Here is a 24,010-nt window from a genome sequence, read left to right as displayed (position 1 = left end):
TATCATTTTGATTTATTTTGAAGAAGAAAAGAATTAATAATGATATTTTGGGGCGTATGATTTATAGTAGTAGTATCGATAAAAGAAATTTATACAATTTGAAATATTATGAGTGATAAAAGCGATTAATTAATATTAACTATACAATCAAATGTTTTCATCTTATTAATGATTAATATTTTTATTTTTAAAAATAAAGCGAGGAGCTATCAATGGAACAAATTACTTCTGCACAAAATAATAGAATTAAACAAGCGAACAAGCTAAAAAAGAAACGTGAGAGGGATAAAACTGGATTAGCTTTAATTGAAGGTGTGCATTTAATTGAAGAAGCTTATCAAAGTGGAATTGTAATTACACAATTATTTGCAATTGAACCGGTAAGATTAGATCAGCAAATTATCGCATACGCGCAAGAAGTTTTTGAAATAAACATGAAAGTTGCTGAATCTTTATCAGGTACAGTGACACCACAAGGGTTTTTCGCAATCATTGAGAAGCCGCATTATGATATTTCTAAAGCACAACAAGTATTGCTCATCGATCGTGTTCAAGATCCTGGAAATTTAGGCACATTAATTAGAACTGCGGATGCAGCTGGAATGGATGCTGTAATAATGGAGAAGGGTACGACAGATCCTTATCAAGATAAAGTGTTGCGAGCGAGTCAAGGTAGTGTTTTCCATTTGCCAGTTATGACACAAGATCTCGATACGTTTATTACTCAATTTAATGGTCCTGTTTATGGTACAGCACTTGAAAACGCAGTGGCATACAAAGAAGTTACTTCAAGTGATTCTTTTGCATTACTATTAGGTAATGAGGGAGAAGGTGTTAATCCTGAATTATTAGCACATACTACACAAAATTTAATCATACCTATTTATGGTAAAGCTGAAAGTTTAAATGTAGCGATTGCAGGTAGTATTTTACTTTATCATTTGAAAGGTTGACCGTGTTGAAAGTTTTCCGATATAATTATAATTAATTGTTTAACAGAACATTTCTACGTGATTGCATACACAATTGAATATAAACCAATAAAAAGGCATGGACATTTATATAAATAATTGTTTTAGGGAGAATAATCGTGACTGCAAGTTATTCCAATTATTTAAAGTCTTTTCACCTTTTTGGTTACTTAAAGAGATTTAAGTCGGAAAGACAATCCGTTATCAATATTAAACAAGTGTATGCTTAGGCATAAATTTGGGTGGTACCACGGAAATGACTTTCGTCCCTTATTTTTAAGAGGATGAAAGTCATTTTTTAGTTAAACAACAAATATGATAAATAGAAAATGAATAGTTCGAATAGGGAGGTCAGTGACATATGTCTGAACAACAAACAATGTCAGAGTTAAAACAACAAGCGCTTGTAGATATTAATGAAGCAAATGATGAACGTGCACTGCAAGAAGTTAAAGTGAAATACTTAGGTAAAAAAGGGTCAGTTAGCGGACTAATGAAATTGATGAAGGATTTGCCGAATGAAGAGAAACCTGCGTTTGGTCAAAAAGTGAATGAATTGCGTCAAACAATTCAAAATGAATTAGATGAAAGACAACAGATGTTAGTTAAAGAAAAATTAAATAAGCAATTGGCTGAAGAAACAATTGATGTATCATTACCAGGTCGTCATATTGAAATCGGTTCAAAGCATCCATTAACACGTACAATAGAAGAAATTGAAGACTTATTCTTAGGTTTAGGTTATGAAATTGTGAATGGATATGAAGTTGAACAAGATCATTATAACTTCGAAATGCTGAATTTACCTAAATCACACCCTGCACGTGATATGCAAGATAGTTTCTATATTACGGATGAAATTTTATTACGTACGCATACATCACCAGTGCAGGCACGTACGATGGAATCACGTCATGGTCAAGGTCCAGTTAAAATTATTTGCCCTGGTAAAGTGTATCGTCGTGACTCTGATGATGCGACACATAGTCATCAATTTACACAAATCGAAGGATTAGTTGTTGATAAAAACGTTAAAATGAGTGATTTGAAAGGCACTTTAGAATTGTTAGCTAAGAAATTATTTGGTGCTGATCGTGAAATTCGTTTACGTCCAAGTTACTTCCCATTCACTGAACCTTCTGTAGAAGTTGATGTGTCATGTTTTAAATGTAAAGGAAAAGGTTGTAATGTGTGTAAACACACAGGATGGATTGAAATTTTAGGTGCTGGAATGGTACATCCTAATGTATTAGAAATGGCTGGTTTTGATTCTTCAGAGTACTCTGGATTTGCATTTGGTATGGGACCAGACCGTATTGCAATGTTGAAATATGGTATAGAAGATATTCGTCATTTCTATACTAATGATGTGAGATTTTTAGATCAATTTAAAGCGGTAGAAGATAGAGGTGACATGTAATGTTGATATCAAATGAATGGTTGAAAGAATATGTAACAATCGATGATTCTGTAAGTAATTTGGCAGAACGTATTACGCGCACAGGTATTGAAGTGGATGATTTAATTGACTACACAAAAGATATCAAAAATTTAGTTGTCGGTTTCGTTAAGTCAAAAGAGAAACATCCTGATGCCGATAAATTAAATGTTTGCCAAGTTGATATCGGAGAAGACGAACCTGTACAAATCGTATGTGGTGCACCGAACGTTGATGCAGGACAATATGTCATTGTTGCTAAAGTAGGTGGCAGATTGCCTGGTGGTATTAAAATTAAGCGTGCCAAATTACGCGGTGAACGTTCAGAAGGTATGATTTGTTCGTTACAAGAAATTGGTATTTCAAGTAACTATATACCGAAAAGTTTTGAATCAGGCATTTATGTTTTTAGTGAATCCCAAGTTCCAGGAACAGATGCCTTACAAGCTTTATATTTAGATGATCAAGTAATGGAATTTGATTTAACGCCGAATCGTGCAGATGCTTTAAGTATGATAGGTACTGCTTATGAAGTTGCAGCATTATATAATACAAAAATGACTAAGCCAGAGACAACATCAAATGAGCTTGAGTTATCTGCAAATGATGAATTGACTGTGACAATTGAAAATGAAGATAAAGTACCATATTATAGTGCACGTGTTGTTCACGACGTGACAATTGAACCTTCGCCAATTTGGATGCAAGCACGCTTAATAAAAGCGGGTATACGTCCTATTAATAATGTTGTTGACATTTCAAATTATGTGTTATTAGAATACGGTCAACCATTGCACATGTTTGATCAAGATGCGATTGGTTCACAACAAATTGTTGTTCGTCAAGCTAATGAAGGCGAAAAAATGACAACATTAGATGATACAGAACGTGAATTATTAACGAGCGATATTGTCATTACTAATGGACAAACTCCAATTGCATTAGCTGGTGTTATGGGTGGCGATTTTTCAGAAGTTAAAGAACAAACATCAAATATAGTGATTGAAGGTGCTATTTTTGATCCAGTTTCAATTCGTCATACATCAAGACGTTTAAATTTACGCAGTGAATCATCTAGTCGTTTTGAAAAAGGAATAGCTACTGAATTTGTAGATGAAGCAGTCGACCGTGCATGTTATTTATTACAAACTTATGCAAACGGAAAAGTGCTAAAAGATAGAGTGTCTTCAGGAGAACTTGGTGCATTTATTACACCAATCGACATCACTGCTGATAAAATTAATCGCACTATTGGATTTGATTTGTCACAAAATGATATTGTTACTATTTTTAATCAACTAGGGTTTGATACAGAAATAAATGATGATGTTATTACAGTGCAAGTACCATCACGTCGTAAAGATATTACAATTAAAGAAGATTTAATTGAAGAAGTTGCACGTATATATGGTTACGACGATATTCCATCAACGTTACCTGTCTTCGAAAAAGTTACTAGTGGTCAGCTAACTGATCGCCAATATAAAACTAGAATGGTTAAAGAAGTGTTAGAAGGTGCTGGATTAGACCAAGCTATTACGTATTCGTTAGTTTCTAAAGAAGATGCTACTGCATTTGCGATGCAACAGCGTCAAACAATTGATTTATTGATGCCAATGAGTGAAGCGCATGCGTCATTGCGTCAAAGTTTATTACCACATTTAATCGAAGCGGCATCATATAATGTGGCACGCAAAAATAAAGATGTAAAATTATTTGAAATCGGCAATGTCTTCTTTGCTAATGGAGAAGGTGAACTACCAGATCAAGTTGAATATTTAAGTGGTATTTTAACTGGAGATTATGTAGTCAATCAATGGCAAGGTAAGAAAGAAACGGTTGATTTCTATTTAGCAAAAGGTGTCGTGGGTCGAGTATCTGAAAAGTTAAACCTTGAATTTAGTTATCGTCGTGCTGATATTGATGGATTACATCCAGGTCGTACTGCTGAAATCTTATTAGAGAATAAAGTTGTTGGTTTTATTGGTGAATTACATCCAACATTAGCAGCTGATAATGATTTAAAACGTACGTATGTTTTTGAGTTGAATTTTGATGCATTAATGGCTGTGTCGGTAGGTTACATTAATTACCAACCAATTCCGAGATTCCCAGGCATGTCTCGTGACATTGCATTAGAAGTAGATCAAAATATTCCAGCAGCTGATTTATTATCAACGATTCATGCACATGGTGGCAATATATTAAAAGATACACTTGTCTTTGATGTATATCAGGGCGAACATTTAGAAAAAGGTAAAAAATCAATTGCAATACGTTTAAATTATTTAGACACAGAAGAAACATTGACAGATGAGCGAGTTTCGAAAGTACAAGCGGAAATTGAAGCAGCATTAATTGAACAAGGTGCTGTTATTAGATAATGATTTAAACCCCATGTATAAGGATATCTGAAGTAGATTGATATCCTTAACATGGGGTTTTATTTTTGGATTCACCAATTAGGTTCCAATGCATTTAAAAAGTCAAAGAGGAACAGCGGAATACAGATGATGCTTTGCACAACTGCATATAAAGTCATACTTATGAGCAAAGCAAATTAGTATGACTTACCTAATAGGATTTCCTATTAGGATCCAATTTATAATGATTAAAAATCAAAGAGGAACAGCGGAATACAGATGATGCTTCGCACAACTGCATAAAAGCCTCTAATGATTAAAAATCAAAGAGGCTTTAAAATTTTTTGGGCTTTTTCACGATTTTTAAAATGCTTTTTTGAAATGGTATCTAAACGTGAAAGACCGTATTTTTTTATAATTTTTGCGGCAATTACATCGACTTTAGCACCGGCACCTTTAGGAATTGTCATATTAATATTTTTTGATATTTGATCCATATATGCAACAAATGCGTATCGAGAAATTATGCTTGCCACTGCAATGGCTAATGACTTCGATTCTCCTTTTGTTTCAAATTTTGTTTTCTTTGGAAGTGGTATATCTGATAATGCGTAATGGCTATACACTTCGCGTTTTGCGAACTGATCAATGACGATATAGTCTAATTGAGACGAATCAATTTTTTCAAGTACATTTTTGATGGCTTCATTATGAAGAACAGCTTTCATTTTTACTTGAGTCCAGCCTTTTGCTTGCTGAATATTATATTTTTCATTGTGTAGTGTTAATAGTGAATGTGGGATGAAAGTAACCAATTGCTCAGCAAGTTCTACAATTTTGGTATCGGTTAATTTTTTTGAGTCATCTACACCCAAAGTTTTTAAAATAGGGACATGCTCTTTGGTAACGAAAGCAGCACACACAGTCAACGGACCAAAGTAATCGCCACTTCCAGCTTCATCACTACCAATACAGTTAAATTGATCATACATTAAAGTTTGTTCAAGAAAAGAATTAGCCATATTTTTCTTTTTAGTTTTATTAGTATTCAATTGAGAATGCTGCGGTAGAAGTTCTTCAGACACAGCTTCTGCATGATTACCCTGAAACATGACTTTACCTGATTGGTAAATATTTACAGTTGTATTTTGATACTTTGCACGTGCTTTCATACCTTGAGGTAAATTCTCAGTATCAAAAGTAATGCGTGACATTAATGTCGTTATGTCTTTATCCGACAATTTAAAAACGATATTCGCCATTTGTGTAAATCCTTTCATATAATTTCATTATCATTAGCAAAAATAATCATATCATAAATGATAATAACGTCAGAAACATTTATGTATGTTGTAAAGAATTAATTGCGGATACTTACAAAATACATAGTGGTCATGTATAATGTTTATGAAAATGTTATAGTGACACAATTTAAACATGATAAAGTATTGAATAGAAAATTCTTTACATTATTTCATTTCATTATAAAAAGTACATTAAGTCATCTATAGAGATTGCGTTGTTGTTTTATCATAATTGCAATATAACACAATATTAGTATCAAATTCAGACAAACTATCCAGTCATATTTTATAACGTGAATTTAGATTTTAAAAAAAGGATCAGGAGAAATTATAAATGGCACAGTTTAAAAACAAGGTAAATGTATCAATTAATGATCAGCTTTTTACAATTGTTGGGGAAGATAACCCAGAGCACATACGATATGTAGCACATTTAGTTGATGATAAAATAAAAGAATTAGGGTATAAAGCAGCAGGTTTAGATACTTCAAGAAAAGCAATACTAACTGCTGTGAATATTATGCATGAAAAAGTACTACTAGAAGAAGAAAATCGACGTTTGAAACAACAAATTCACAAATTGCAGCAGCGTGAGCAATAAATGGTCATTGATTTTATCATAATCATTTTCTTTGTGTATTTTGTCATCGTTGGATTCAGACGAGGTTTTTGGTTATCTATGATACATTTGAGTGCAACGATTGTATCATTGTGGATTGCCAGTCAATTTTACAAATCTATTGTAGAAAGATTAATTGTATTTATTCCATATCCTAAAACAACAGCATTTAATACAACTTTTGCGTTTCATTTTAATCATCTACAAAATCGATTTGAAGCGATTGTAGCTTTTTTAATGATTACATTGTTTTGTAAGTTCATTTTATATCTAATTATCGTAACTTTTGATAAAATAATAGCGTATCAAAACATTCATATTTTCAGTCGTGCAATGGGAATGATAGTTGGTGTGTTTATGACGATAATTGTCTTACACTTTACGTTATATCTATTGGCATTATATCCTAACGAAGCATTACAACATCAGCTTAAAATATCTATTGTGAGTCATTCATTGATTTTTCACATCCCATATTTATCGGCTTTCACCATTAATTTATAAATTATCATAAGAGGTCAGGACAAAGGTATATATTAATGATACGTCCTGGTCTTCTTTTTATGGAGTGTTATTATGACAAAAAAAGATGTTATCAAACTATTAGAACAAATTGCTACTTATATGGAATTAAAAGGGGAAAATACTTTTAAAATATCAGCGTATCGAAAAGCAGCTCAAAGTCTTGAATTAGATGAACGACCATTAGATGAAATATCTGATGTAACGGAGTTAAAAGGCATTGGTAAAGGTGTTGCAGAAGTAATCAATGATTACCGTGAGACCGGTGAATCTCAGTATTTACAGCAATTACAGGAAGAAGTTCCGGAAGGTCTTATTCCACTTTTGAAAATTCAAGGACTTGGAAGCAAGAAAATTGCTAAGCTATATAAAGAGTTGAATATTGTTGATAAAGCGTCACTTCAAGTTGCTTGTGAAAATGGAAAAGTTAGTGAATTAAGCGGATTTGCTAAGAAAACGGAACAAAATATATTAGAAGCTGTGAAACAACTTGGTGCTAAGAAAGATAGATATCCAATTGATCAAATGAGAAGACTTAATCAAGAAATCATTGATTATATAGATACATTAAATTATATCGATCAATATTCATCTGCAGGAAGCTTCCGTCGTTTTAAAGAAATGAGCAAAGATTTAGATTTCATAATAAGTACCGATAACCCAAAAGCAGTGCAGCAGCAATTATTAAATATTCCCAATAAAGTAAAAGAAGTTGCAGTGGGGAACACAAAAGTTTCATTAGAATTAGCGTATGATGATGAAACGATTGGTGTCGATTTTCGATTAATTGAACCAAGTGCTTTTTATCATACATTGCAGCATTTTACTGGGTCAAAAGAACATAATATAAGAATTCGACAACTTGCTAAAGCACGTGATGAAAAAGTAAGTGAATATGGAATTGAACAAGCTGATGGTACATTAATTCAATATGATAGTGAAGCCAAGATATATGAACATTTTAATGTGAATTTTATACCACCTGCTATGCGAGAAGATGGTAGCGAATTTGATAAAGATCTAAGTAATATCATTACAATAGATGATATTAATGGTGATATTCATATGCATACAACGTATAGTGATGGTGCGTTTTCTATTCGAGACATGGTAGAAGCAAATATCGCAAAAGGTTATAAATTCATGGTAATTACTGATCATTCACAAAGTTTACGTGTTGCAAATGGCTTACAAGTGGAAAGACTTTTAAGACAAAACGAAGAAATTAAGGCTTTAGATAAAGAATATAGTGAAATTGATATTTATTCAGGTACAGAAATGGATATATTACCTGATGGCTCGCTGGATTATGATGATGAAATTTTAGCACAACTTGATTATGTAATTGGAGCTATTCATCAAAGCTTTAACCAATCAGAAGAACAAATTATGGAACGATTAGCTAATGCATGTCGCAATCCATACGTGCGACATATAGCGCATCCAACAGGGCGTATTATAGGTAGAAGAGATGGTTATAAACCGAATATTGAACAATTAATGGCATTAGCTGAAGAAACGAATACAGTATTAGAAATTAATGCCAATCCACATCGACTGGATCTGAACGCTGATATCGTTCGTAAATATCCAAATGTGAAATTAACTATTAACACTGATGCGCATCATACAAATCATTTAGATTTTATGAATTATGGCGTAGCAACTGCGCAAAAAGGATTTGTAACAAAAGATAGAGTGATTAACGCATTATCGCGTGAAGCTTTTAAAGACTTTATTGAAAATAATATAAAACTTAAGAAATAGAGGGATTTTATGAGACAAAAAACATTAGACGTCTTAGAATTCGAAAAAATAAAATCACTCGTTGCCAATGAAACTATTAGTGACTTAGGCTTGGAAAAGGTCAGTCAAATGATGCCAGCTACTAATTTTGAAACGGTTGTTTTTCAAATGGAAGAAACGGATGAGATTGCTCAAATCTATAATAAGCATCGTTTACCAAGCTTGAGTGGCTTATCTAAAGTATCAGCATTCATTCATCGCGCTGATATTGGCGGCGTTTTAAATGTATCAGAGCTTAACTTGATAAAAAGATTAATTCAAGTACAAAATCAATTCAAGACATTTTATAATCAATTGGTTGAAGAAGATGAAGGTGTTAAATACCCAATATTAGATGACAAGATGAATCAATTACCTGTGTTAACTGATCTTTTTCAACAAATAAATGAAACATGCGATACGTATGATTTATATGATAATGCGAGTTATGAATTGCAAGGAATTAGAAGTAAAATTTCGAGTACAAATCAACGTATTAGACAAAACTTAGATCGTATTGTTAAAAGCCAAGCAAATCAGAAAAAATTATCAGATGCTATTGTAACAGTTAGGAATGAAAGAAACGTTATACCTGTCAAAGCTGAATATCGACAAGATTTTAATGGGATTGTACATGATCAATCTGCTTCAGGACAAACATTGTATATTGAGCCATCATCAGTTGTTGAAATGAATAATCAAATTAGTCGATTACGTCATGACGAAGCAATTGAAAAAGAACGCATTTTAACGCAACTAACTGGTTATGTGGCTGCGGACAAAGATGCACTACTTGTGGCAGAACAAGTCATGGGGCAGTTAGATTTTTTAATCGCAAAAGCGAGATATAGTAGAAGTATTAAAGGAACAAAGCCGATATTTAAAGAGGAACGTACTGTATATTTACCTAAAGCATACCATCCATTATTAAATCGTGAGACTGTTGTAGCTAATACCATCGAATTTATGGAAGATATTGAAACGGTAATTATTACAGGACCGAATACAGGTGGTAAAACTGTAACATTAAAAACATTAGGTTTAATTATTGTTATGGCTCAATCAGGATTGTTGATTCCCACACTTGATGGTAGTCAGTTAAGTGTATTTAAAAATGTATATTGCGATATCGGAGATGAACAATCAATAGAACAATCATTATCAACTTTTTCATCTCATATGACGAATATAGTTGAAATTTTAAAGCATGCAGACAAACATAGTTTAGTTTTATTTGATGAATTAGGTGCAGGTACAGATCCAAGTGAAGGTGCTGCATTAGCAATGAGCATTTTAGATCATGTTAGAAAAATTGGTTCTCTAGTAATGGCAACGACGCACTATCCTGAACTTAAAGCATATAGTTATAATCGAGAAGGCGTTATGAATGCGAGTGTAGAATTTGATGTAGATACTTTGAGTCCAACGTATAAGTTGTTAATGGGTGTGCCGGGTCGTTCAAATGCTTTTGATATTTCTAAAAAGTTAGGTCTTAGTTTGAATATTATTAATAAGGCTAAGACGATGATTGGTACTGATGAAAAAGAAATAAATGAAATGATTGAATCATTAGAGCATAATTACAAACGTGTAGAGACACAGAGGTTAGAACTGGACCGTCTTGTAAAAGAAGCGGAGCAAGTGCATGATGATTTATCTAAGCAGTATCAACAATTCCAAAATTATGAAAAGTCTCTAATAGAGGAAGCGAAAGAAAAAGCAAATCAGAAGATTAAGGCTGCAACAAAAGAAGCTGACGATATTATTAAAGACTTAAGACAATTGCGTGAACAAAAAGGTGCAGATGTTAAAGAACATGAATTGATTGATAAGAAGAAACGATTAGATGATCATTATGAAGCGAAATCTATAAAGCAAAATGTACAAAAGCAAAAATACGATAAAATTGTTGCTGGTGATGAAGTAAAAGTATTATCTTACGGTCAAAAGGGTGAAGTTTTAGAAATTGTCAATGATGAAGAAGCAATTGTTCAAATGGGAATTATTAAAATGAAGTTACCTATTGAAGATTTAGAGAAAAAACAAAAAGAAAAAGTTAAGCCAACGAAAATGGTTACACGTCAAAATCGTCAAACAATTAAAACTGAACTAGACTTACGAGGCTATCGTTATGAGGATGCTTTAATTGAACTAGATCAATATTTAGATCAAGCTGTTTTAAGTAATTACGAACAAGTTTATATCATTCATGGTAAAGGTACAGGTGCACTTCAAAAAGGTGTACAACAACATTTGAAAAAGCATAAAAGTGTTAGTGACTTTAGAGGTGGTATGCCAAGCGAAGGTGGATTTGGCGTTACCGTTGCAACACTAAAATAAATTATAATTTGATAAATTAAATAGCTGCAGTTAAAATAATGTAAAGCAACAAGAATACATTTCAAACATGTTATTTGAAATAAGCATAAAAATTGAGCAAATAGAAATACATGAAGCATGTTATCTGATATAATTTGAACATCATAATAATAATTAAGGAGGATTGGCATTTATGGCAATCGTAAAAGTAACAGATGCAGATTTCGACTCAAAAGTAGAATCTGGTGTACAATTAGTAGATTTTTGGGCAACATGGTGTGGTCCATGTAAAATGATCGCTCCGGTATTAGAAGAATTAGCAGCTGACTATGAAGGTAAAGCTGACATTTTAAAATTAGATGTTGATGAAAATCCATCAACTGCAGCTAAATATGAAGTGATGAGTATTCCAACATTAATCGTCTTTAAAGACGGTCAACCAGTTGATAAAGTTGTTGGTTTCCAACCAAAAGAAAACTTAGCTGAAGTTTTAGATAAACATTTATAAGTTACAACCAATGACGACTGGGGCATTTCTTTAATGAATTGCTCCAGTTTTTGTTTGTGTTTTTAATATAAAAAGTTGAATGATAAGTCATCATATTGTTTACGACTTGAGAATGGCGGGATTAATAAATCTATGAACGTTAAATGATAATCTAGCATGCAGATAGATTTGTAGCAGTTGGTTTGATAAAACAATGTTCAATATTACATGATGTGCATGAAAAGTCATACTCGAAGATGTTGATTATTAACTAGAATTAGTGGTGATAAATTTGAAGCACTTTTGTAGCATCATTCATTTTAAAATTAGAAGGGGGGATATTTTTGGAAGACTATAAGCAACGAATTAAAAATAAATTAAATGTCGTACCTATGGAACCAGGCTGCTATTTAATGAAAGATCGTAATGATCAAGTGATATATGTTGGCAAAGCTAAAAAGCTAAGAAATCGATTGAGATCATATTTTACGGGTGCTCATGATGCTAAAACAACGAGACTGGTTGGTGAAATACGTCGTTTTGAGTTTATTGTCACGTCAAGTGAAACAGAGTCACTTTTACTGGAATTGAATCTGATAAAACAATATCAACCAAGATATAATATATTATTAAAGGATGATAAAAGTTATCCATTTATTAAAATTACGAAGGAGAAATATCCTAGACTACTAGTGACGAGAACTGTAAAACAAGGTACTGGCAAATATTTCGGACCGTATCCGAATGCATATTCTGCTCAAGAAACTAAAAAGTTATTAGACAGAATATATCCATATCGCAAATGTGATAAGATGCCAGATAAATTATGTCTTTATTACCATATTGGACAATGTTTAGGACCATGTGTATATGACGTTGATTTGAGTAAATACGCACAAATGACGAAGGAAATTACTGATTTTCTGAATGGGGAAGACAAAACAATTTTAAAAAGTTTAGAAGAGCGAATGTTAACTGCAAGTGAATCACTTGATTTTGAACGGGCTAAAGAATATAGAGATTTAATTCAACATATTCAAAATCTGACAAACAAACAAAAAATTATGTCATCAGATAAAACGATTCGTGATGTCTTTGGTTATAGTGTTGATAAAGGATGGATGTGTATCCAAGTTTTCTTTATACGACAAGGTAATATGATAAAGCGAGATACAACGATGATTCCATTACAGCAAACAGAAGAAGAAGAATTTTATACATTTATTGGACAATTTTATAGCTTAAACCAACATATTTTACCTAAGGAAGTTCATGTACCACGTAATTTGGATAAAGAAATGATTCAATCTGTTGTGGACACTAAAATCGTTCAACCCGCGCGAGGTCCCAAAAAAGATATGGTTGACCTAGCTGCACATAACGCTAAAGTATCCTTAAATAATAAATTTGAATTAATATCACGTGATGAGTCAAGAACGATTAAAGCTATTGAAGAACTTGGAACACAAATGGGAATTCAAACACCAATTAGAATTGAAGCATTCGATAATTCTAATATTCAAGGTGTGGATCCAGTGTCAGCAATGGTTACATTTGTCGACGGTAAACCAGATAAGAAAAATTATAGAAAGTATAAAATCAAAACGGTTAAAGGTCCAGATGATTACAAATCAATGAGAGAAGTAGTAAGACGACGATATTCTCGCGTTTTAAACGAAGGATTACCATTACCTGATTTAATAATAGTCGATGGTGGTAAAGGACATATGAACGGGGTTATTGATGTGCTACAAAACGAATTAGGTCTTGATATCCCTGTTGCAGGTTTGCAGAAAAATGATAAACACCAAACATCTGAATTATTATATGGCGCTAGTGCAGAAATTGTACCACTGAAGAAAAATAGCCAGGCATTTTATTTGTTGCATCGTATCCAAGATGAGGTTCACAGATTCGCAATCACATTTCATAGACAAACACGTCAAAAGACAGGCTTGAAATCAATACTTGATGATATAGATGGTATCGGTAACAAACGTAAAACATTATTATTGCGTTCATTCGGTTCAATCAAGAAAATGAAGGAAGCTACACTTGAAGATTTTAAAAATATAGGTATTCCTGAAAACGTCGCAAAGAACCTACATGAACAATTGCATAAATAAATTACTGGGCGTGAGAATCATTCTCATGCCCCAAAATATATGAAATAATGTTACAATATGGTTAACAAAGTTATTTTTTTGAATGTACGTGGAAGCGTTTTCTAAATGAGAAAGTTTATCATCACAAGCAATTTTAAATATCGAATCCAAATGTTACATTGTTCGACATGCAGTTTGGTGATCGTACAGTGTGTATTTGTCTTTAAAATGTTTCGCTTAATGATAATGACAACGCTAGAAACGATATCACTTTAGGGGGTTAAGCGTACGTTTAATATAAATAGCTCAATAAATTAAATATTCGTTCACAGGGGGGACTCCTTTTGGCTCAATCAAAAAATGAATTTTATCTAAGACGTATTCACTCGTTATTAGGTATTATCCCAATAGGTGCATTTTTGGTCGTTCATTTATTAGTGAATCACCAAGCAACACAAGGTGCTGAAGCGTTTAATAAGGCATCTAACTTTATGGAATCATTACCATTTCTAATTATTGTAGAATTTTTATTTATATACATTCCGTTGTTATATCACGGTTTGTTTGGTATACACATTGCATTTACAGCAAAAGAAAATGTTGGACATTACTCGATTTTTAGAAACTGGATGTTCTTCTTCCAAAGAGTGAGTGGTATCTTAACATTTATCTTTATTGGTATCCATTTATGGCAAACACGTTTACAAAAAGCATTTTACGGCAAAGAAGTGAATTACGATTTAATGCACGAAACATTGCAACATCCTGGATGGGCAATATTTTATATTATTTGTATTATTGCTGTTGTGTTCCACTTTGCAAATGGCTTATGGTCATTCTTAGTTACTTGGGGTGGACTTCAATCTCCAAAATCACAACGAGTATTTACATGGGTTTCATTAATCGTATTTTTAGTTATTTCGTATATTGGTGTTACTGCAATTATTGCCTTTATGTAATACATCGCATTTAACAAATATAGATTGAAAATTTAGGGGAGTGAAATTTTTATGGCAGAGAAACATCTTATTGTTGTCGGAGGTGGCCTAGCGGGCTTAATGTCAACAATTAAAGCGGCAGAAAAAGGTGCACATGTAGATTTGTTCTCAGTTGTACCAGTAAAGCGTTCGCACTCTGTTTGTGCCCAAGGTGGCATTAATGGTGCGGTCAATACTAAAGGGGAAGGCGATTCTCCTTGGATTCACTTTGATGATACAGTGTATGGTGGCGACTTCCTTGCAAACCAACCACCTGTTAAAGCGATGACAGAGGCAGCACCTAAAATTATTCATTTATTAGACCGTATGGGCGTAATGTTCAATAGAACAAATGAAGGTCTATTAGATTTTAGACGTTTCGGTGGTACATTACACCACAGAACAGCATATGCAGGGGCAACAACTGGACAACAATTATTATATGCATTGGATGAACAAGTTCGTGCATATGAAGTAGATGGATTAGTTACGAAGTATGAAGGATGGGAATTCCTTGGCATAGTTAAAGGTGACGATGATAGTGCAAGAGGTATCGTTGCACAAAATATGACAACTGCTGAGATTGAAACATTTGGTTCAGATGCAGTTATTATGGCAACGGGTGGCCCTGGTATTATTTTCGGTAAAACAACAAACTCAATGATTAATACAGGATCAGCGGCTTCCATTGTTTACCAACAAGGCGCTATTTATGCTAATGGTGAGTTCATTCAAATTCATCCTACTGCAATCCCTGGTGATGATAAACTGCGACTAATGAGTGAATCAGCACGTGGTGAAGGTGGACGAATTTGGACATATAAAGATGGTAAGCCTTGGTACTTCTTAGAAGAGAAATATCCTGATTATGGTAACTTAGTACCTCGTGATATCGCAACGCGTGAAATTTTCGATGTATGTATTAACCAAAAATTAGGTATAAATGGCGAAAACATGGTATATCTTGATTTGTCACATAAAGATCCACATGAGTTAGATGTAAAACTAGGTGGTATCATTGAGATTTATGAAAAATTCACTGGTGATGACCCACGCAAAGTACCAATGAAGATTTTCCCAGCTGTTCACTATTCAATGGGTGGTCTATATGTAGATTATGATCAAATGACAAATATTAAAGGGTTATTTGCAGCTGGAGAATGTGACTTCTCTCAACATGGTGGTAACCGCTTAGGTGCCAATTCATTGTTATCAGCGATTTATGGTGGTACAGTAGCAGGTCCAAACGCGATTGATTATATTTCAAATATTGATCGATCATATACTGATATGGACGAAAGTATTTTTGAAAAGCGTAAAGCTGAAGAGCAAGAACGTTTTGATAAATTATTAGCTATGCGCGGTACAGAAAATGCCTATAAATTACACCGTGAACTTGGTGAAATTATGACAGCAAATGTAACTGTTGTTCGTGAAAATGAAAAACTGTTAGAAACAGATAAAAAGATTGTTGAATTGATGAAACGTTATGAAGATATTGATATGGAAGATACTCAAACTTGGAGTAACCAAGCGGTATTCTTTACTCGTCAATTATGGAACATGTTAGTACTTGCACGTGTTATTACGATTGGTGCATATAACCGTAACGAATCACGCGGTGCCCATTATAAACCAGAATTCCCAGAGCGTAATGATGAAGAGTGGTTAAAAACGACAATGGCCTCATTCCAAGGCGCATTTGAAAAACCACAGTTTACTTATGATGACGTCGATGTGAGTTTAATACCACCTCGTAAACGTGATTACACAAGTAAGTCTAAAGGGGGTAAAAAATAATGACTGAACAATCAGTGAAAAACACTCCACAACATGAAACACAATCTAAACCGAAACAAAAAACAGTAAAATTAATTATTAAACGACAAGATACAAGTGATTCTAAGCCTTATGAAGAAACATTTGAAATTCCATATCGTGAAAATTTAAACGTCATTGCTTGTTTAATGGAAATTAGACGTAACCCAGTTAATATTAAAGGTGAAAAAACAACACCTGTTGTCTGGGATATGAACTGCTTAGAAGAAGTATGTGGAGCATGTTCTATGGTTATCAATGGTCGTGCAAGACAATCTTGTTCTGCGATTGTTGATCAATTAGAACAACCTATTCGTTTAGAGCCAATGAATACTTTCCCAGTTATCCGTGACTTACAAGTTGATCGTTCTAGAATGTTCGATAACTTAAAACGTATGAAAGCATGGATCCCAATTGATGGAACGTATGATTTAGGTCCGGGACCACGTATGCCAGAGAAAAAACGTCAAACAGCTTATGAATTATCTAAATGTATGACATGTGGTGTATGTTTAGAGGTTTGTCCTAATGTTACTGAAAATAATAAATTCGTTGGTGCGCAAGCAATCTCGCAAGTTCGTTTGTTTAATTTGCACCCAACAGGATCTATGACTAAAGATGAACGTTTAAATGCATTAATGGGTACTGGTGGCTTACAGCAGTGTGGAAATTCACAAAACTGTGTTAATGCTTGCCCTAAAGGTATTCCATTAACAACATCCATTGCAGCAATGAACAGAGAAACAACATTCCACATGTTTAAATCATTCTTTGGTTCAGACCATGAAGTAGAATAAAAATTAATCCCTTTTGAGTTAAAATGTTATGTTCCTTTCAAAATTAAATTGAATGGAGATACACAATAACTTGGAAGGGATTTTTTTAATAAGCAGATTACATGACAATATGATAGTGGGCTGATTTAAAATAAATATTATAATGACAAAAATGGTAAACACAGTGCATAATACTAAAATCCAATGCTTAGTTATGATAAACTAAAAATTAAATTAAAAGTAAGGATGACCGAATATGAATAAACCAATAGGTGTAATAGACTCTGGTGTCGGAGGTTTGACAGTAGCTAAAGAAATTATGCGTCAGTTGCCAAATGAGACGATTTATTACTTAGGTGATATTGGACGATGTCCATATGGGCCAAGACCAGGAGAACAAGTAAAACAATATACAGTTGAAATCGCTCGTAAATTAATGGAATTTGATATAAAAATGCTCGTGATTGCTTGTAATACAGCAACTGCTGTAGCTTTAGAATATTTACAAAAGACCTTATCAATCCCAGTGATTGGCGTAATTGAACCAGGTGCTAGAACAGCAATAATGACTACTAGAAATCAAAATGTATTAGTACTAGGAACGGAAGGCACAATTAAATCTGAAGCATATCGTACGCATATTAAACGTATCAATCCACATGTAGAGGTACATGGCGTTGCCTGTCCAGGTTTTGTGCCACTTGTAGAACAAATGAGATATAGTGATCCAACAATTACAAGCATTGTCATTCATCAAACACTGAAACGTTGGCGTAATAGTGAGTCTGATACTGTCATTTTAGGATGTACCCACTATCCATTGCTCTATAAACCTATCTATGATTATTTTGGTGGTAAAAAGACAGTGATTTCGTCTGGATTAGAAACGGCTCGTGAAGTTAGTGCATTGCTAACATTTAGTAATGAACATGCAAGTTATACTGAACATCCAGATCATCGATTTTTTGCAACAGGTGATCCTACTCACATTACTAACATTATCAAAGAGTGGTTAAATTTATCTGTCAATGTGGAACGTATATCAGTGAATGACTAGGAGGATTTTTAATGAAAGAGATTGTTATTGCATCGAATAATCAAGGGAAAATAAATGACTTTAAAGTAATATTTCCAGATTACCACGTAATAGGTATTTCAGAACTAATACCTGATTTTGATGTGGAAGAAACAGGATCAACATTTGAAGAAAATGCTATATTAAAATCAGAAGCTGCTGCAAAAGCATTGAATAAAACGGTCATAGCTGATGACAGTGGACTAGAAGTTTTTGCATTAAATGGTGAGCCAGGTATATACTCTGCACGTTATGCTGGTGAAAATAAAAGCGATGAAGCAAATATTGAAAAATTATTAAATAAGCTTGGTAATACAACTGATCGTCGTGCGCAATTTGTTTGTGTCATAAGTATGAGTGGCCCTGATATGGAAACAAAAGTATTTAAAGGTACTGTTTCAGGTGAAATTGCAGATGGAAAATATGGCGAAAATGGTTTCGGATATGATCCGATATTTTATGTACCGAAATTAGATAAAACCATGGCTCAACTTTCAAAAGAACAAAAAGGGCAAATTAGTCATAGACGAAATGCGATTAATTTACTTCAAGCTTTTCTTGAAGGTGAAAAAAATGTCTAAATGGATTATTGTGAGTGATAACCATACTGAATCAGGCGTTTTATATCAAATTTATGAAATGCACCCAGATGCAGATGTATATTTACATTTAGGAGATTCAGAATTCGCGTATGATGATACGGAACTTAGCTTATTTAATAGAGTAAAAGGCAATTGTGATTTTTACCCAGAATTTGAAAATGAAGCGGTCGCAAAATATAATGACGTGAAAGCATTTTATACTCATGGACATTTATATCAAGTCAATCGAACAAGAGATTTATTAGCTGAAAAAGGACTTGAATTAGGTTGTTTGTTTGCATTTTATGGACATACACATGTGGCAAAATATGAGTATATTAATGGTGTTCATGTTATTAATCCTGGAAGTATATCTCAATCTAGAAGTTCAATGGAAGAAACATATGCTGAAGTTATTATTGATGATCAAACTTTACATGGCACCATCAATTTCAAAAATCGACATCACGAAACAATCAGTCATACTACTTTTTAAATAGAAGTAGCTATGGCTTTTTTTAGTTTATAGACTGATTTAACTAGGAGGTCGTGTCATGAATGTTTGTTTAAAAGTATTTCTGACAATTTTATAAGATAATTGGAATGAATAACACATTTATGTTATGAAAAGAATTGTAATTTTGGAGAATGTGATTGTTGATAACCCTATATGGTTGAATCATGTTGATTATTTGGTTAAAAGTGTATTATTAAAAAGTATAAAATTAAGATTCCAAGAAGTCAGGAAATTTGAAATTTTAGTTAAAATCATGAATCGTATACATATTTAAAAGGATTTCTAAAGTCATAAATTATATCAATAATTTGATGGTTAAAATATGGAGTAGCAAAATTCTTGAAATTCAGAAATGTAGTGACACAAATATTAATGTTTAGTTAATAAATAGTTAATGTAGTTTTTTGTATCTGTCTATTATTATAAATATATACAAAATAAATATTTGAGGATAGGTGTTATTAATTATGAAAAAGAATTTTATTGGGAAATCAATTTTAAGCATAGCTGCTATTAGTTTAACGGTATCAACGTTTGCCGGTGAATCTCATGCACAAACTAAAAACGTTGAAGCTGCTAAAAAATATGATCAGTATCAAACAAACTTTAAAAAACAAGTAAATAAAAAAGTTGTGGATGCACAAAAAGCTGTAAACTTGTTCAAACGTACAAGAACTGTTGCAACACACCGTAAAGCACAAAGAGCTGTTAATTTAATTCATTTCCAACACAGCTATGAAAAGAAAAAATTACAAAGACAAATCGATCTAGTTTTAAAATATAATACTTTAAAATAATTGATAGAAGCCATGCTATAGAGTGTGGCTTTTTGCTATATTCAAAGGTATAATTAGTTTATAATATTGTGTTCATTTGAATGGTGAGATTATTAGAATAAATAATATAAATAATTACTTAAAAGTGAATGCAATAGTTGTTTATGTTTTGAACAAGCGAGGTGGCTATTGTGAAAAGGAAATCGAATGTATTAACAATCATAAAAATTGTAACGGATATAGTGGCAACCGTGTTAATCATACGTGCTTTATTAAACAGTCGTAAAGATGCTAAATAAATTAGAAGTTACTTAAAATAAAAAAAGCACGCCAAAACGTTAGCATTGTTTTCTAACGTTTGGCGTACAACTATTTAATTCAGTATGTTTTTTAATACCAAGTAATCGAATCGATTTCGCCTTTAGCGACTACTTTAATATTTTTTCTGTGTTCTTCTAATGGACGCGTGATATCAAACGTATAGTAACCGTTTTTACCACCATCTATAATTCTTACTACAGCTATAGTATTACCTTTACCTAATTTTTTAGCAATGACATATAAATCTTCAACCGTTTTACCTGTATAAGTTCTTTCTTTCTCGGCGTCTTTAATTAATCTATCAGCACGTTCTTCATCTTTTTTCTCATCATCTGCTAACTTTTTAGCAATTTCTAAACCTTTCCATTCATAACTAAAGAAAGCTTTAGCATCATTTGAATGAGTTAGAAGACCTGTAGCGATGACTGTAGATGCAATAATTACTTTTGTAATATTTTTTTTCATAATAAGTTCTCCCTGTAAAATAGATTTGTACTTACTAATGCGAGTACACTGTTATTTTACAAACGGTTTCATGCATTTACCAGTTAACACTTCATTAATTAAAATTAAGTGCAAATTAATAAGGTTTAATGCAATCGAAAAAGAATAATGATGAATTTGATGGTATTATTTTTATTTGAGGTATTATTGAATTTGTTGATAGTATAATAATAGTAGTAAACGTCACTCAACTATGATTTAATAATTTTTATTGCTAAAACGATATTTATATTTCTCTACATTTTGTTTGCTATGTTGGATAGACAAACACTCCAAATTGTTATACATATAGCTTTTTTGATAATTAATGTTTATAAAACAAAGAAATGACACATAGTAGAGAAGTAATTAATATGTATAATTTTACTTATAAAGAAATAAGAGATATATTCTAATTAAGGTTGATATGTTATGATTAATATATAAGTTAAAAATTATACTATTTAATTGAATTATGCATTTTCGAAGTAAGCATAATTCAACACTTACATTTTTAAATAGATAAAATAGTGTGAAATCACGTGCCAAGATTACTATAGAGTAGGCAATGAGTATTATTGGCAATCACTTAAGTGATTGTTATTTTTTCGTGGTCAATAATAAAGATATAAATAAATATATTGAGGTCAAACGATGATAATTAAAATTTTAACAATTCTATTACTACTTTGTATATTGAGCTATTTGGTTACAAATAGAAAGAAGCCTTTTCTGTTCTTAAAAACACTCTTTATGGGTGTGGTATTTATCTTTATAGGATATATTTCACTGGCAATATCTGCCGTAATTATTTATGGCATTATTCAATTTATCACAATTGATTTTGGTAGTTTTTTCTTAATGGGTATTATATTAATCTTGATTTCAAGTATATTCCAATTATTTATAGTTAGATTACTTTTTAGAAAAAAGAATGTCGATTTGACAGAGGTTGTCGTTTTAGAACATTTAATTCAATGGTTCTTAGTTTACTTTGCGATCTATCAAGCAGTAAATGAAAAAATGGACATTAATGATATTAATATCGACAATTTTCAATCTGTCTTTTTTGACGTGTCTAATTTGAATTTAGTAATTCTACCAACGTTAATCATTAGCTGGGTCACAATATTTAACTATAGAATGAGAAGTTACAAATAAAATCAATGAAATTATACCATCAGACACCAACATTCAAATGGTGTCTTTTTTGTTGTGTGGTTTTATTTTTGAAATTCGAAAAAGTAGAGGCATGAATTTTTTGACTAGTGTATAAGTGCTGATGAGACACAAGATAGATAACTATATTTTGTCTATATTATAAAGTGTTTATAGTTAATTAATAATTAGTTAATTTCAAAAGTTGTATAAATAGGATAACTTAATAAATGTAAGATAATAATTTGGAGGATAATTAACATGAAAAATAAATTGATAGCAAAATCTTTATTAACAATAGCGGCAATAGGTATTACTACAACTACAATTGCGTCAACAGCAGATGCGAGCGAAGGATACGGTCCAAGAGAAAAGAAACCAGTGAGTATTAATCACAATATCGTAGAGTACAATGATGGTACTTTTAAATATCAATCTAGACCAAAATTTAACTCAACACCTAAATATATTAAATTCAAACATGACTATAATATTTTAGAATTTAACGATGGTACATTCGAATATGGTGCACGTCCACAATTTAATAAACCAGCAGCAAAAACTGATGCAACTATTAAAAAAGAACAAAAATTGATTCAAGCTCAAAATCTTGTGAGAGAATTTGAAAAAACACATACTGTCAGTGCACACAGAAAAGCACAAAAGGCAGTCAACTTAGTTTCGTTTGAATACAAAGTTAAGAAAATGGTCTTACAAGAGCGAATTGATAATGTATTAAAACAAGGATTAGTTAAATAAAACTTCAATCGTTGCTGTTATCTGGAAATAATTAATTAAATGTTATGTTAATTTTTGTTAATGAAAAAAGTAATCTATTTAATGACAGGTTAATGTAATTGTCCTGAAATTGACTATATACTCAGTAAGTATCAATTTTAAGGAGAGCTTATAATGAAATTTAAAAAATATATATTAACAGGAACATTAGCATTACTTTTATCATCAACTGGGATAGCAACTATAGAAGGGAATAAAGCAGATGCAAGTAGTCTGGACAAATATTTAACTGAAAGTCAGTTTCATGATAAACGCATAGCAGAAGAATTAAGAACTTTACTTAACAAATCGAATGTATATGCATTAGCTGCAGGAAGCTTAAATCCATATTATAAACGTACGATTATGATGAATGAATATAGAGCTAAAGCGGCACTTAAGAAAAATGATTTCGTATCAATGGCTGATGCTAAAGTTGCATTAGAAAAAATATACAAAGAAATTGATGAAATTATAAATAGATAATAAATAAAACAGGTTGAGACAAAAAATGGTCTTAACCTGTTTTCAATTTGCATATGTGATAAATTCTATATCAAAATGCTTATGTATAATGAATGACATTTAAAAGTAGGGGAGACAAATATAAATACAATAGTTCCTAGGATTACTCTCAAAATAACTATATCAATTATTTACTTTGCTCTCCTATTTTTTAAAATATGTACATGTTTAAACAATCAAAAGTGTACAATATTAAATTATCATTTCCAGTTCTAGTGCTATATTGGTAGTAGTTGACTAAATGAAAATAAGCTTATAACAAGTTTTTTCAATACTCGTGGGGCCACAACAGAGAGAAATAGGATCACCAATT

At 32.1% G+C, this 24,010-nt stretch carries 23 protein-coding genes and 1 pseudogene; 20 read left to right on the top strand and 4 right to left on the bottom strand.

Annotation, left to right across the window (positions count from 1 at the left end; genetic code table 11):
- Positions 1-212 precede the first annotated feature (212 nt).
- From HMPREF3247_RS07855 to pheT, 3 genes are all read left to right on the top strand, one after another.
- The gene (locus HMPREF3247_RS07855) at positions 213-953 is read left to right on the top strand and encodes a TrmH family RNA methyltransferase (RefSeq protein ID WP_000435384.1); all 741 of its coding nucleotides are present in this window, start codon (positions 213-215) and stop codon (positions 951-953) included.
- A 379-nt stretch (positions 954-1,332) separates the two neighbouring features.
- Positions 1,333-2,391 (top strand): phenylalanine--tRNA ligase subunit alpha, encoded by a 1,059-nt coding sequence (gene pheS, locus HMPREF3247_RS07850; protein ID WP_000003566.1) that lies wholly within the window; start codon positions 1,333-1,335, stop codon positions 2,389-2,391.
- Positions 2,391-4,793, top strand: coding sequence for a phenylalanine--tRNA ligase subunit beta (gene pheT / locus HMPREF3247_RS07845; protein WP_064130011.1), 2,403 nt, complete (start codon positions 2,391-2,393; stop codon positions 4,791-4,793). Before pheS ends, pheT begins: the two co-directional genes overlap by 1 nt.
- A 302-nt stretch (positions 4,794-5,095) precedes the next feature.
- Here the strand turns inward: pheT and rnhC are convergent, their stop codons facing one another.
- Entirely contained in the window at positions 5,096-6,034 is a 939-nt protein-coding gene (rnhC, locus tag HMPREF3247_RS07840) for a ribonuclease HIII (RefSeq protein WP_001284277.1), read from the bottom strand.
- A gap of 376 nt (positions 6,035-6,410) precedes the next feature.
- Here rnhC and zapA point away from each other — a divergent pair.
- From zapA to trxA, 5 genes and pseudogenes are all read left to right on the top strand, one after another.
- Positions 6,411-6,670: pseudogene (zapA, locus tag HMPREF3247_RS07835) on the top strand (cell division protein ZapA).
- Between the two features lie 7 nt (positions 6,671-6,677).
- Positions 6,678-7,199, top strand: a complete 522-nt coding sequence (locus HMPREF3247_RS07830) for a CvpA family protein (protein WP_000234068.1) — start codon at positions 6,678-6,680, stop codon at positions 7,197-7,199.
- Positions 7,200-7,271: 72 nt separating this feature from the next.
- A complete protein-coding gene (polX, locus tag HMPREF3247_RS07825; protein ID WP_000161940.1) occupies positions 7,272-8,984 on the top strand; it encodes a DNA polymerase/3'-5' exonuclease PolX in 1,713 nt (570 codons plus the stop codon).
- 9 nt (positions 8,985-8,993) lie between these two features.
- Positions 8,994-11,342, top strand: a complete 2,349-nt coding sequence (locus tag HMPREF3247_RS07820; protein ID WP_001249305.1) for an endonuclease MutS2 — start codon at positions 8,994-8,996, stop codon at positions 11,340-11,342.
- Between the two features lie 172 nt (positions 11,343-11,514).
- The gene (trxA, locus tag HMPREF3247_RS07815) at positions 11,515-11,829 is read left to right on the top strand and encodes a thioredoxin (protein WP_001018928.1); all 315 of its coding nucleotides are present in this window, start codon (positions 11,515-11,517) and stop codon (positions 11,827-11,829) included.
- A gap of 62 nt (positions 11,830-11,891) precedes the next feature.
- On the opposite strand, the gene HMPREF3247_RS07810 is transcribed toward trxA, so the two are convergent.
- Positions 11,892-11,987: a hypothetical protein gene (locus tag HMPREF3247_RS07810; protein WP_001788625.1), complete on the bottom strand. Its 96-nt coding sequence runs from the start codon at positions 11,985-11,987 to the stop codon at positions 11,892-11,894.
- Positions 11,988-12,152: 165 nt separating this feature from the next.
- Between HMPREF3247_RS07810 and uvrC the strand changes: the two genes are divergently transcribed.
- From uvrC to ecb, 9 genes are all read left to right on the top strand, one after another.
- Positions 12,153-13,934: an excinuclease ABC subunit UvrC gene (gene uvrC / locus HMPREF3247_RS07805; protein ID WP_000390529.1), complete on the top strand. Its 1,782-nt coding sequence runs from the start codon at positions 12,153-12,155 to the stop codon at positions 13,932-13,934.
- Positions 13,935-14,257: 323 nt separating this feature from the next.
- Positions 14,258-14,872 (top strand): succinate dehydrogenase cytochrome b558 subunit, encoded by a 615-nt coding sequence (locus HMPREF3247_RS07800; RefSeq protein ID WP_000079317.1) that lies wholly within the window; start codon positions 14,258-14,260, stop codon positions 14,870-14,872.
- A gap of 51 nt (positions 14,873-14,923) precedes the next feature.
- On the top strand, positions 14,924-16,690 hold the full coding sequence (gene sdhA / locus HMPREF3247_RS07795; RefSeq protein WP_000818278.1) for a succinate dehydrogenase flavoprotein subunit: 1,767 nt from the start codon (positions 14,924-14,926) through the stop codon (positions 16,688-16,690).
- On the top strand, positions 16,690-17,505 hold the full coding sequence (gene sdhB, locus HMPREF3247_RS07790; protein ID WP_000139712.1) for a succinate dehydrogenase iron-sulfur subunit: 816 nt from the start codon (positions 16,690-16,692) through the stop codon (positions 17,503-17,505). Before sdhA ends, sdhB begins: the two co-directional genes overlap by 1 nt.
- 235 nt (positions 17,506-17,740) lie before the next feature.
- Positions 17,741-18,541 (top strand): glutamate racemase, encoded by an 801-nt coding sequence (racE, locus tag HMPREF3247_RS07785; RefSeq protein WP_001039659.1) that lies wholly within the window; start codon positions 17,741-17,743, stop codon positions 18,539-18,541.
- Between the two features lie 11 nt (positions 18,542-18,552).
- Entirely contained in the window at positions 18,553-19,140 is a 588-nt protein-coding gene (locus HMPREF3247_RS07780; protein WP_000659319.1) for an XTP/dITP diphosphatase, read from the top strand.
- A complete protein-coding gene (locus tag HMPREF3247_RS07775; protein WP_000049484.1) occupies positions 19,133-19,636 on the top strand; it encodes a YfcE family phosphodiesterase in 504 nt (167 codons plus the stop codon). The genes HMPREF3247_RS07780 and HMPREF3247_RS07775 overlap by 8 nt, the downstream gene beginning before the upstream one ends.
- Before the next feature lie 127 nt (positions 19,637-19,763).
- Positions 19,764-19,931, top strand: a complete 168-nt coding sequence (locus tag HMPREF3247_RS07770) for a hypothetical protein (RefSeq protein WP_001791787.1) — start codon at positions 19,764-19,766, stop codon at positions 19,929-19,931.
- A gap of 193 nt (positions 19,932-20,124) precedes the next feature.
- Positions 20,125-20,454 carry a complement convertase inhibitor Ecb gene (gene ecb / locus HMPREF3247_RS07765; RefSeq protein ID WP_000739210.1) on the top strand — a complete coding sequence of 110 codons (330 nt, stop codon included), beginning with the start codon at positions 20,125-20,127 and terminating at the stop codon, positions 20,452-20,454.
- Positions 20,455-20,771: 317 nt separating this feature from the next.
- Here the strand turns inward: ecb and HMPREF3247_RS07760 are convergent, their stop codons facing one another.
- Both HMPREF3247_RS07760 and HMPREF3247_RS07755 read right to left on the bottom strand, forming a co-directional pair.
- Positions 20,772-20,843 (bottom strand): hypothetical protein, encoded by a 72-nt coding sequence (locus HMPREF3247_RS07760; protein ID WP_031775077.1) that lies wholly within the window; start codon positions 20,841-20,843, stop codon positions 20,772-20,774.
- Entirely contained in the window at positions 20,824-21,219 is a 396-nt protein-coding gene (locus HMPREF3247_RS07755; RefSeq protein WP_000739572.1) for a formyl peptide receptor, read from the bottom strand. The genes HMPREF3247_RS07760 and HMPREF3247_RS07755 overlap by 20 nt, the downstream gene beginning before the upstream one ends.
- Positions 21,220-21,891: 672 nt before the next feature.
- Here HMPREF3247_RS07755 and HMPREF3247_RS07750 point away from each other — a divergent pair.
- The 3 genes from HMPREF3247_RS07750 (at position 21,892) to scb (ending at position 23,658) form a co-directional block, all read left to right on the top strand.
- On the top strand, positions 21,892-22,398 hold the full coding sequence (locus HMPREF3247_RS07750; RefSeq protein WP_000584398.1) for an SA1002 family membrane protein: 507 nt from the start codon (positions 21,892-21,894) through the stop codon (positions 22,396-22,398).
- A gap of 258 nt (positions 22,399-22,656) precedes the next feature.
- Positions 22,657-23,154 (top strand): complement convertase inhibitor Efb, encoded by a 498-nt coding sequence (gene efb, locus HMPREF3247_RS07745; protein WP_000791580.1) that lies wholly within the window; start codon positions 22,657-22,659, stop codon positions 23,152-23,154.
- Positions 23,155-23,307: 153 nt separating this feature from the next.
- Positions 23,308-23,658, top strand: coding sequence for a complement inhibitor SCIN-B (gene scb / locus HMPREF3247_RS07740; protein ID WP_000669537.1), 351 nt, complete (start codon positions 23,308-23,310; stop codon positions 23,656-23,658).
- Positions 23,659-24,010: the final 352 nt, after the last annotated feature.

This window comes from Staphylococcus sp. HMSC36A10 (genome assembly GCF_001838845.1).
Classification (GTDB): Bacteria; Bacillota; Bacilli; order Staphylococcales; family Staphylococcaceae; genus Staphylococcus; species Staphylococcus aureus.
Note: the sequence above shows the minus strand (reverse complement) of the source record. Positions and strands in the feature narration are given on the sequence as shown.

Coding starts and splice junctions, on each gene's coding strand:
- HMPREF3247_RS07855 (WP_000435384.1), top strand. CDS start 213: ATGGAACAAATTACTTCTGCACAAAATAATAGAATTAAACAAGCGAAC.
- scb (WP_000669537.1), top strand. CDS start 23,308: ATGAAATTTAAAAAATATATATTAACAGGAACATTAGCATTACTTTTA.
- sdhB (WP_000139712.1), top strand. CDS start 16,690: ATGACTGAACAATCAGTGAAAAACACTCCACAACATGAAACACAATCT.
- ecb (WP_000739210.1), top strand. CDS start 20,125: ATGAAAAAGAATTTTATTGGGAAATCAATTTTAAGCATAGCTGCTATT.
- sdhA (WP_000818278.1), top strand. CDS start 14,924: ATGGCAGAGAAACATCTTATTGTTGTCGGAGGTGGCCTAGCGGGCTTA.
- HMPREF3247_RS07820 (WP_001249305.1), top strand. CDS start 8,994: ATGAGACAAAAAACATTAGACGTCTTAGAATTCGAAAAAATAAAATCA.
- HMPREF3247_RS07770 (WP_001791787.1), top strand. CDS start 19,764: ATGAAAAGAATTGTAATTTTGGAGAATGTGATTGTTGATAACCCTATA.
- HMPREF3247_RS07810 (WP_001788625.1), bottom strand. CDS start 11,987: ATGCTAGATTATCATTTAACGTTCATAGATTTATTAATCCCGCCATTC.
- HMPREF3247_RS07755 (WP_000739572.1), bottom strand. CDS start 21,219: ATGAAAAAAAATATTACAAAAGTAATTATTGCATCTACAGTCATCGCT.
- rnhC (WP_001284277.1), bottom strand. CDS start 6,034: ATGGCGAATATCGTTTTTAAATTGTCGGATAAAGACATAACGACATTA.
- HMPREF3247_RS07780 (WP_000659319.1), top strand. CDS start 18,553: ATGAAAGAGATTGTTATTGCATCGAATAATCAAGGGAAAATAAATGAC.
- efb (WP_000791580.1), top strand. CDS start 22,657: ATGAAAAATAAATTGATAGCAAAATCTTTATTAACAATAGCGGCAATA.
- HMPREF3247_RS07750 (WP_000584398.1), top strand. CDS start 21,892: ATGATAATTAAAATTTTAACAATTCTATTACTACTTTGTATATTGAGC.
- HMPREF3247_RS07830 (WP_000234068.1), top strand. CDS start 6,678: ATGGTCATTGATTTTATCATAATCATTTTCTTTGTGTATTTTGTCATC.
- trxA (WP_001018928.1), top strand. CDS start 11,515: ATGGCAATCGTAAAAGTAACAGATGCAGATTTCGACTCAAAAGTAGAA.
- pheS (WP_000003566.1), top strand. CDS start 1,333: ATGTCTGAACAACAAACAATGTCAGAGTTAAAACAACAAGCGCTTGTA.
- pheT (WP_064130011.1), top strand. CDS start 2,391: ATGTTGATATCAAATGAATGGTTGAAAGAATATGTAACAATCGATGAT.
- HMPREF3247_RS07775 (WP_000049484.1), top strand. CDS start 19,133: ATGTCTAAATGGATTATTGTGAGTGATAACCATACTGAATCAGGCGTT.
- racE (WP_001039659.1), top strand. CDS start 17,741: ATGAATAAACCAATAGGTGTAATAGACTCTGGTGTCGGAGGTTTGACA.
- polX (WP_000161940.1), top strand. CDS start 7,272: ATGACAAAAAAAGATGTTATCAAACTATTAGAACAAATTGCTACTTAT.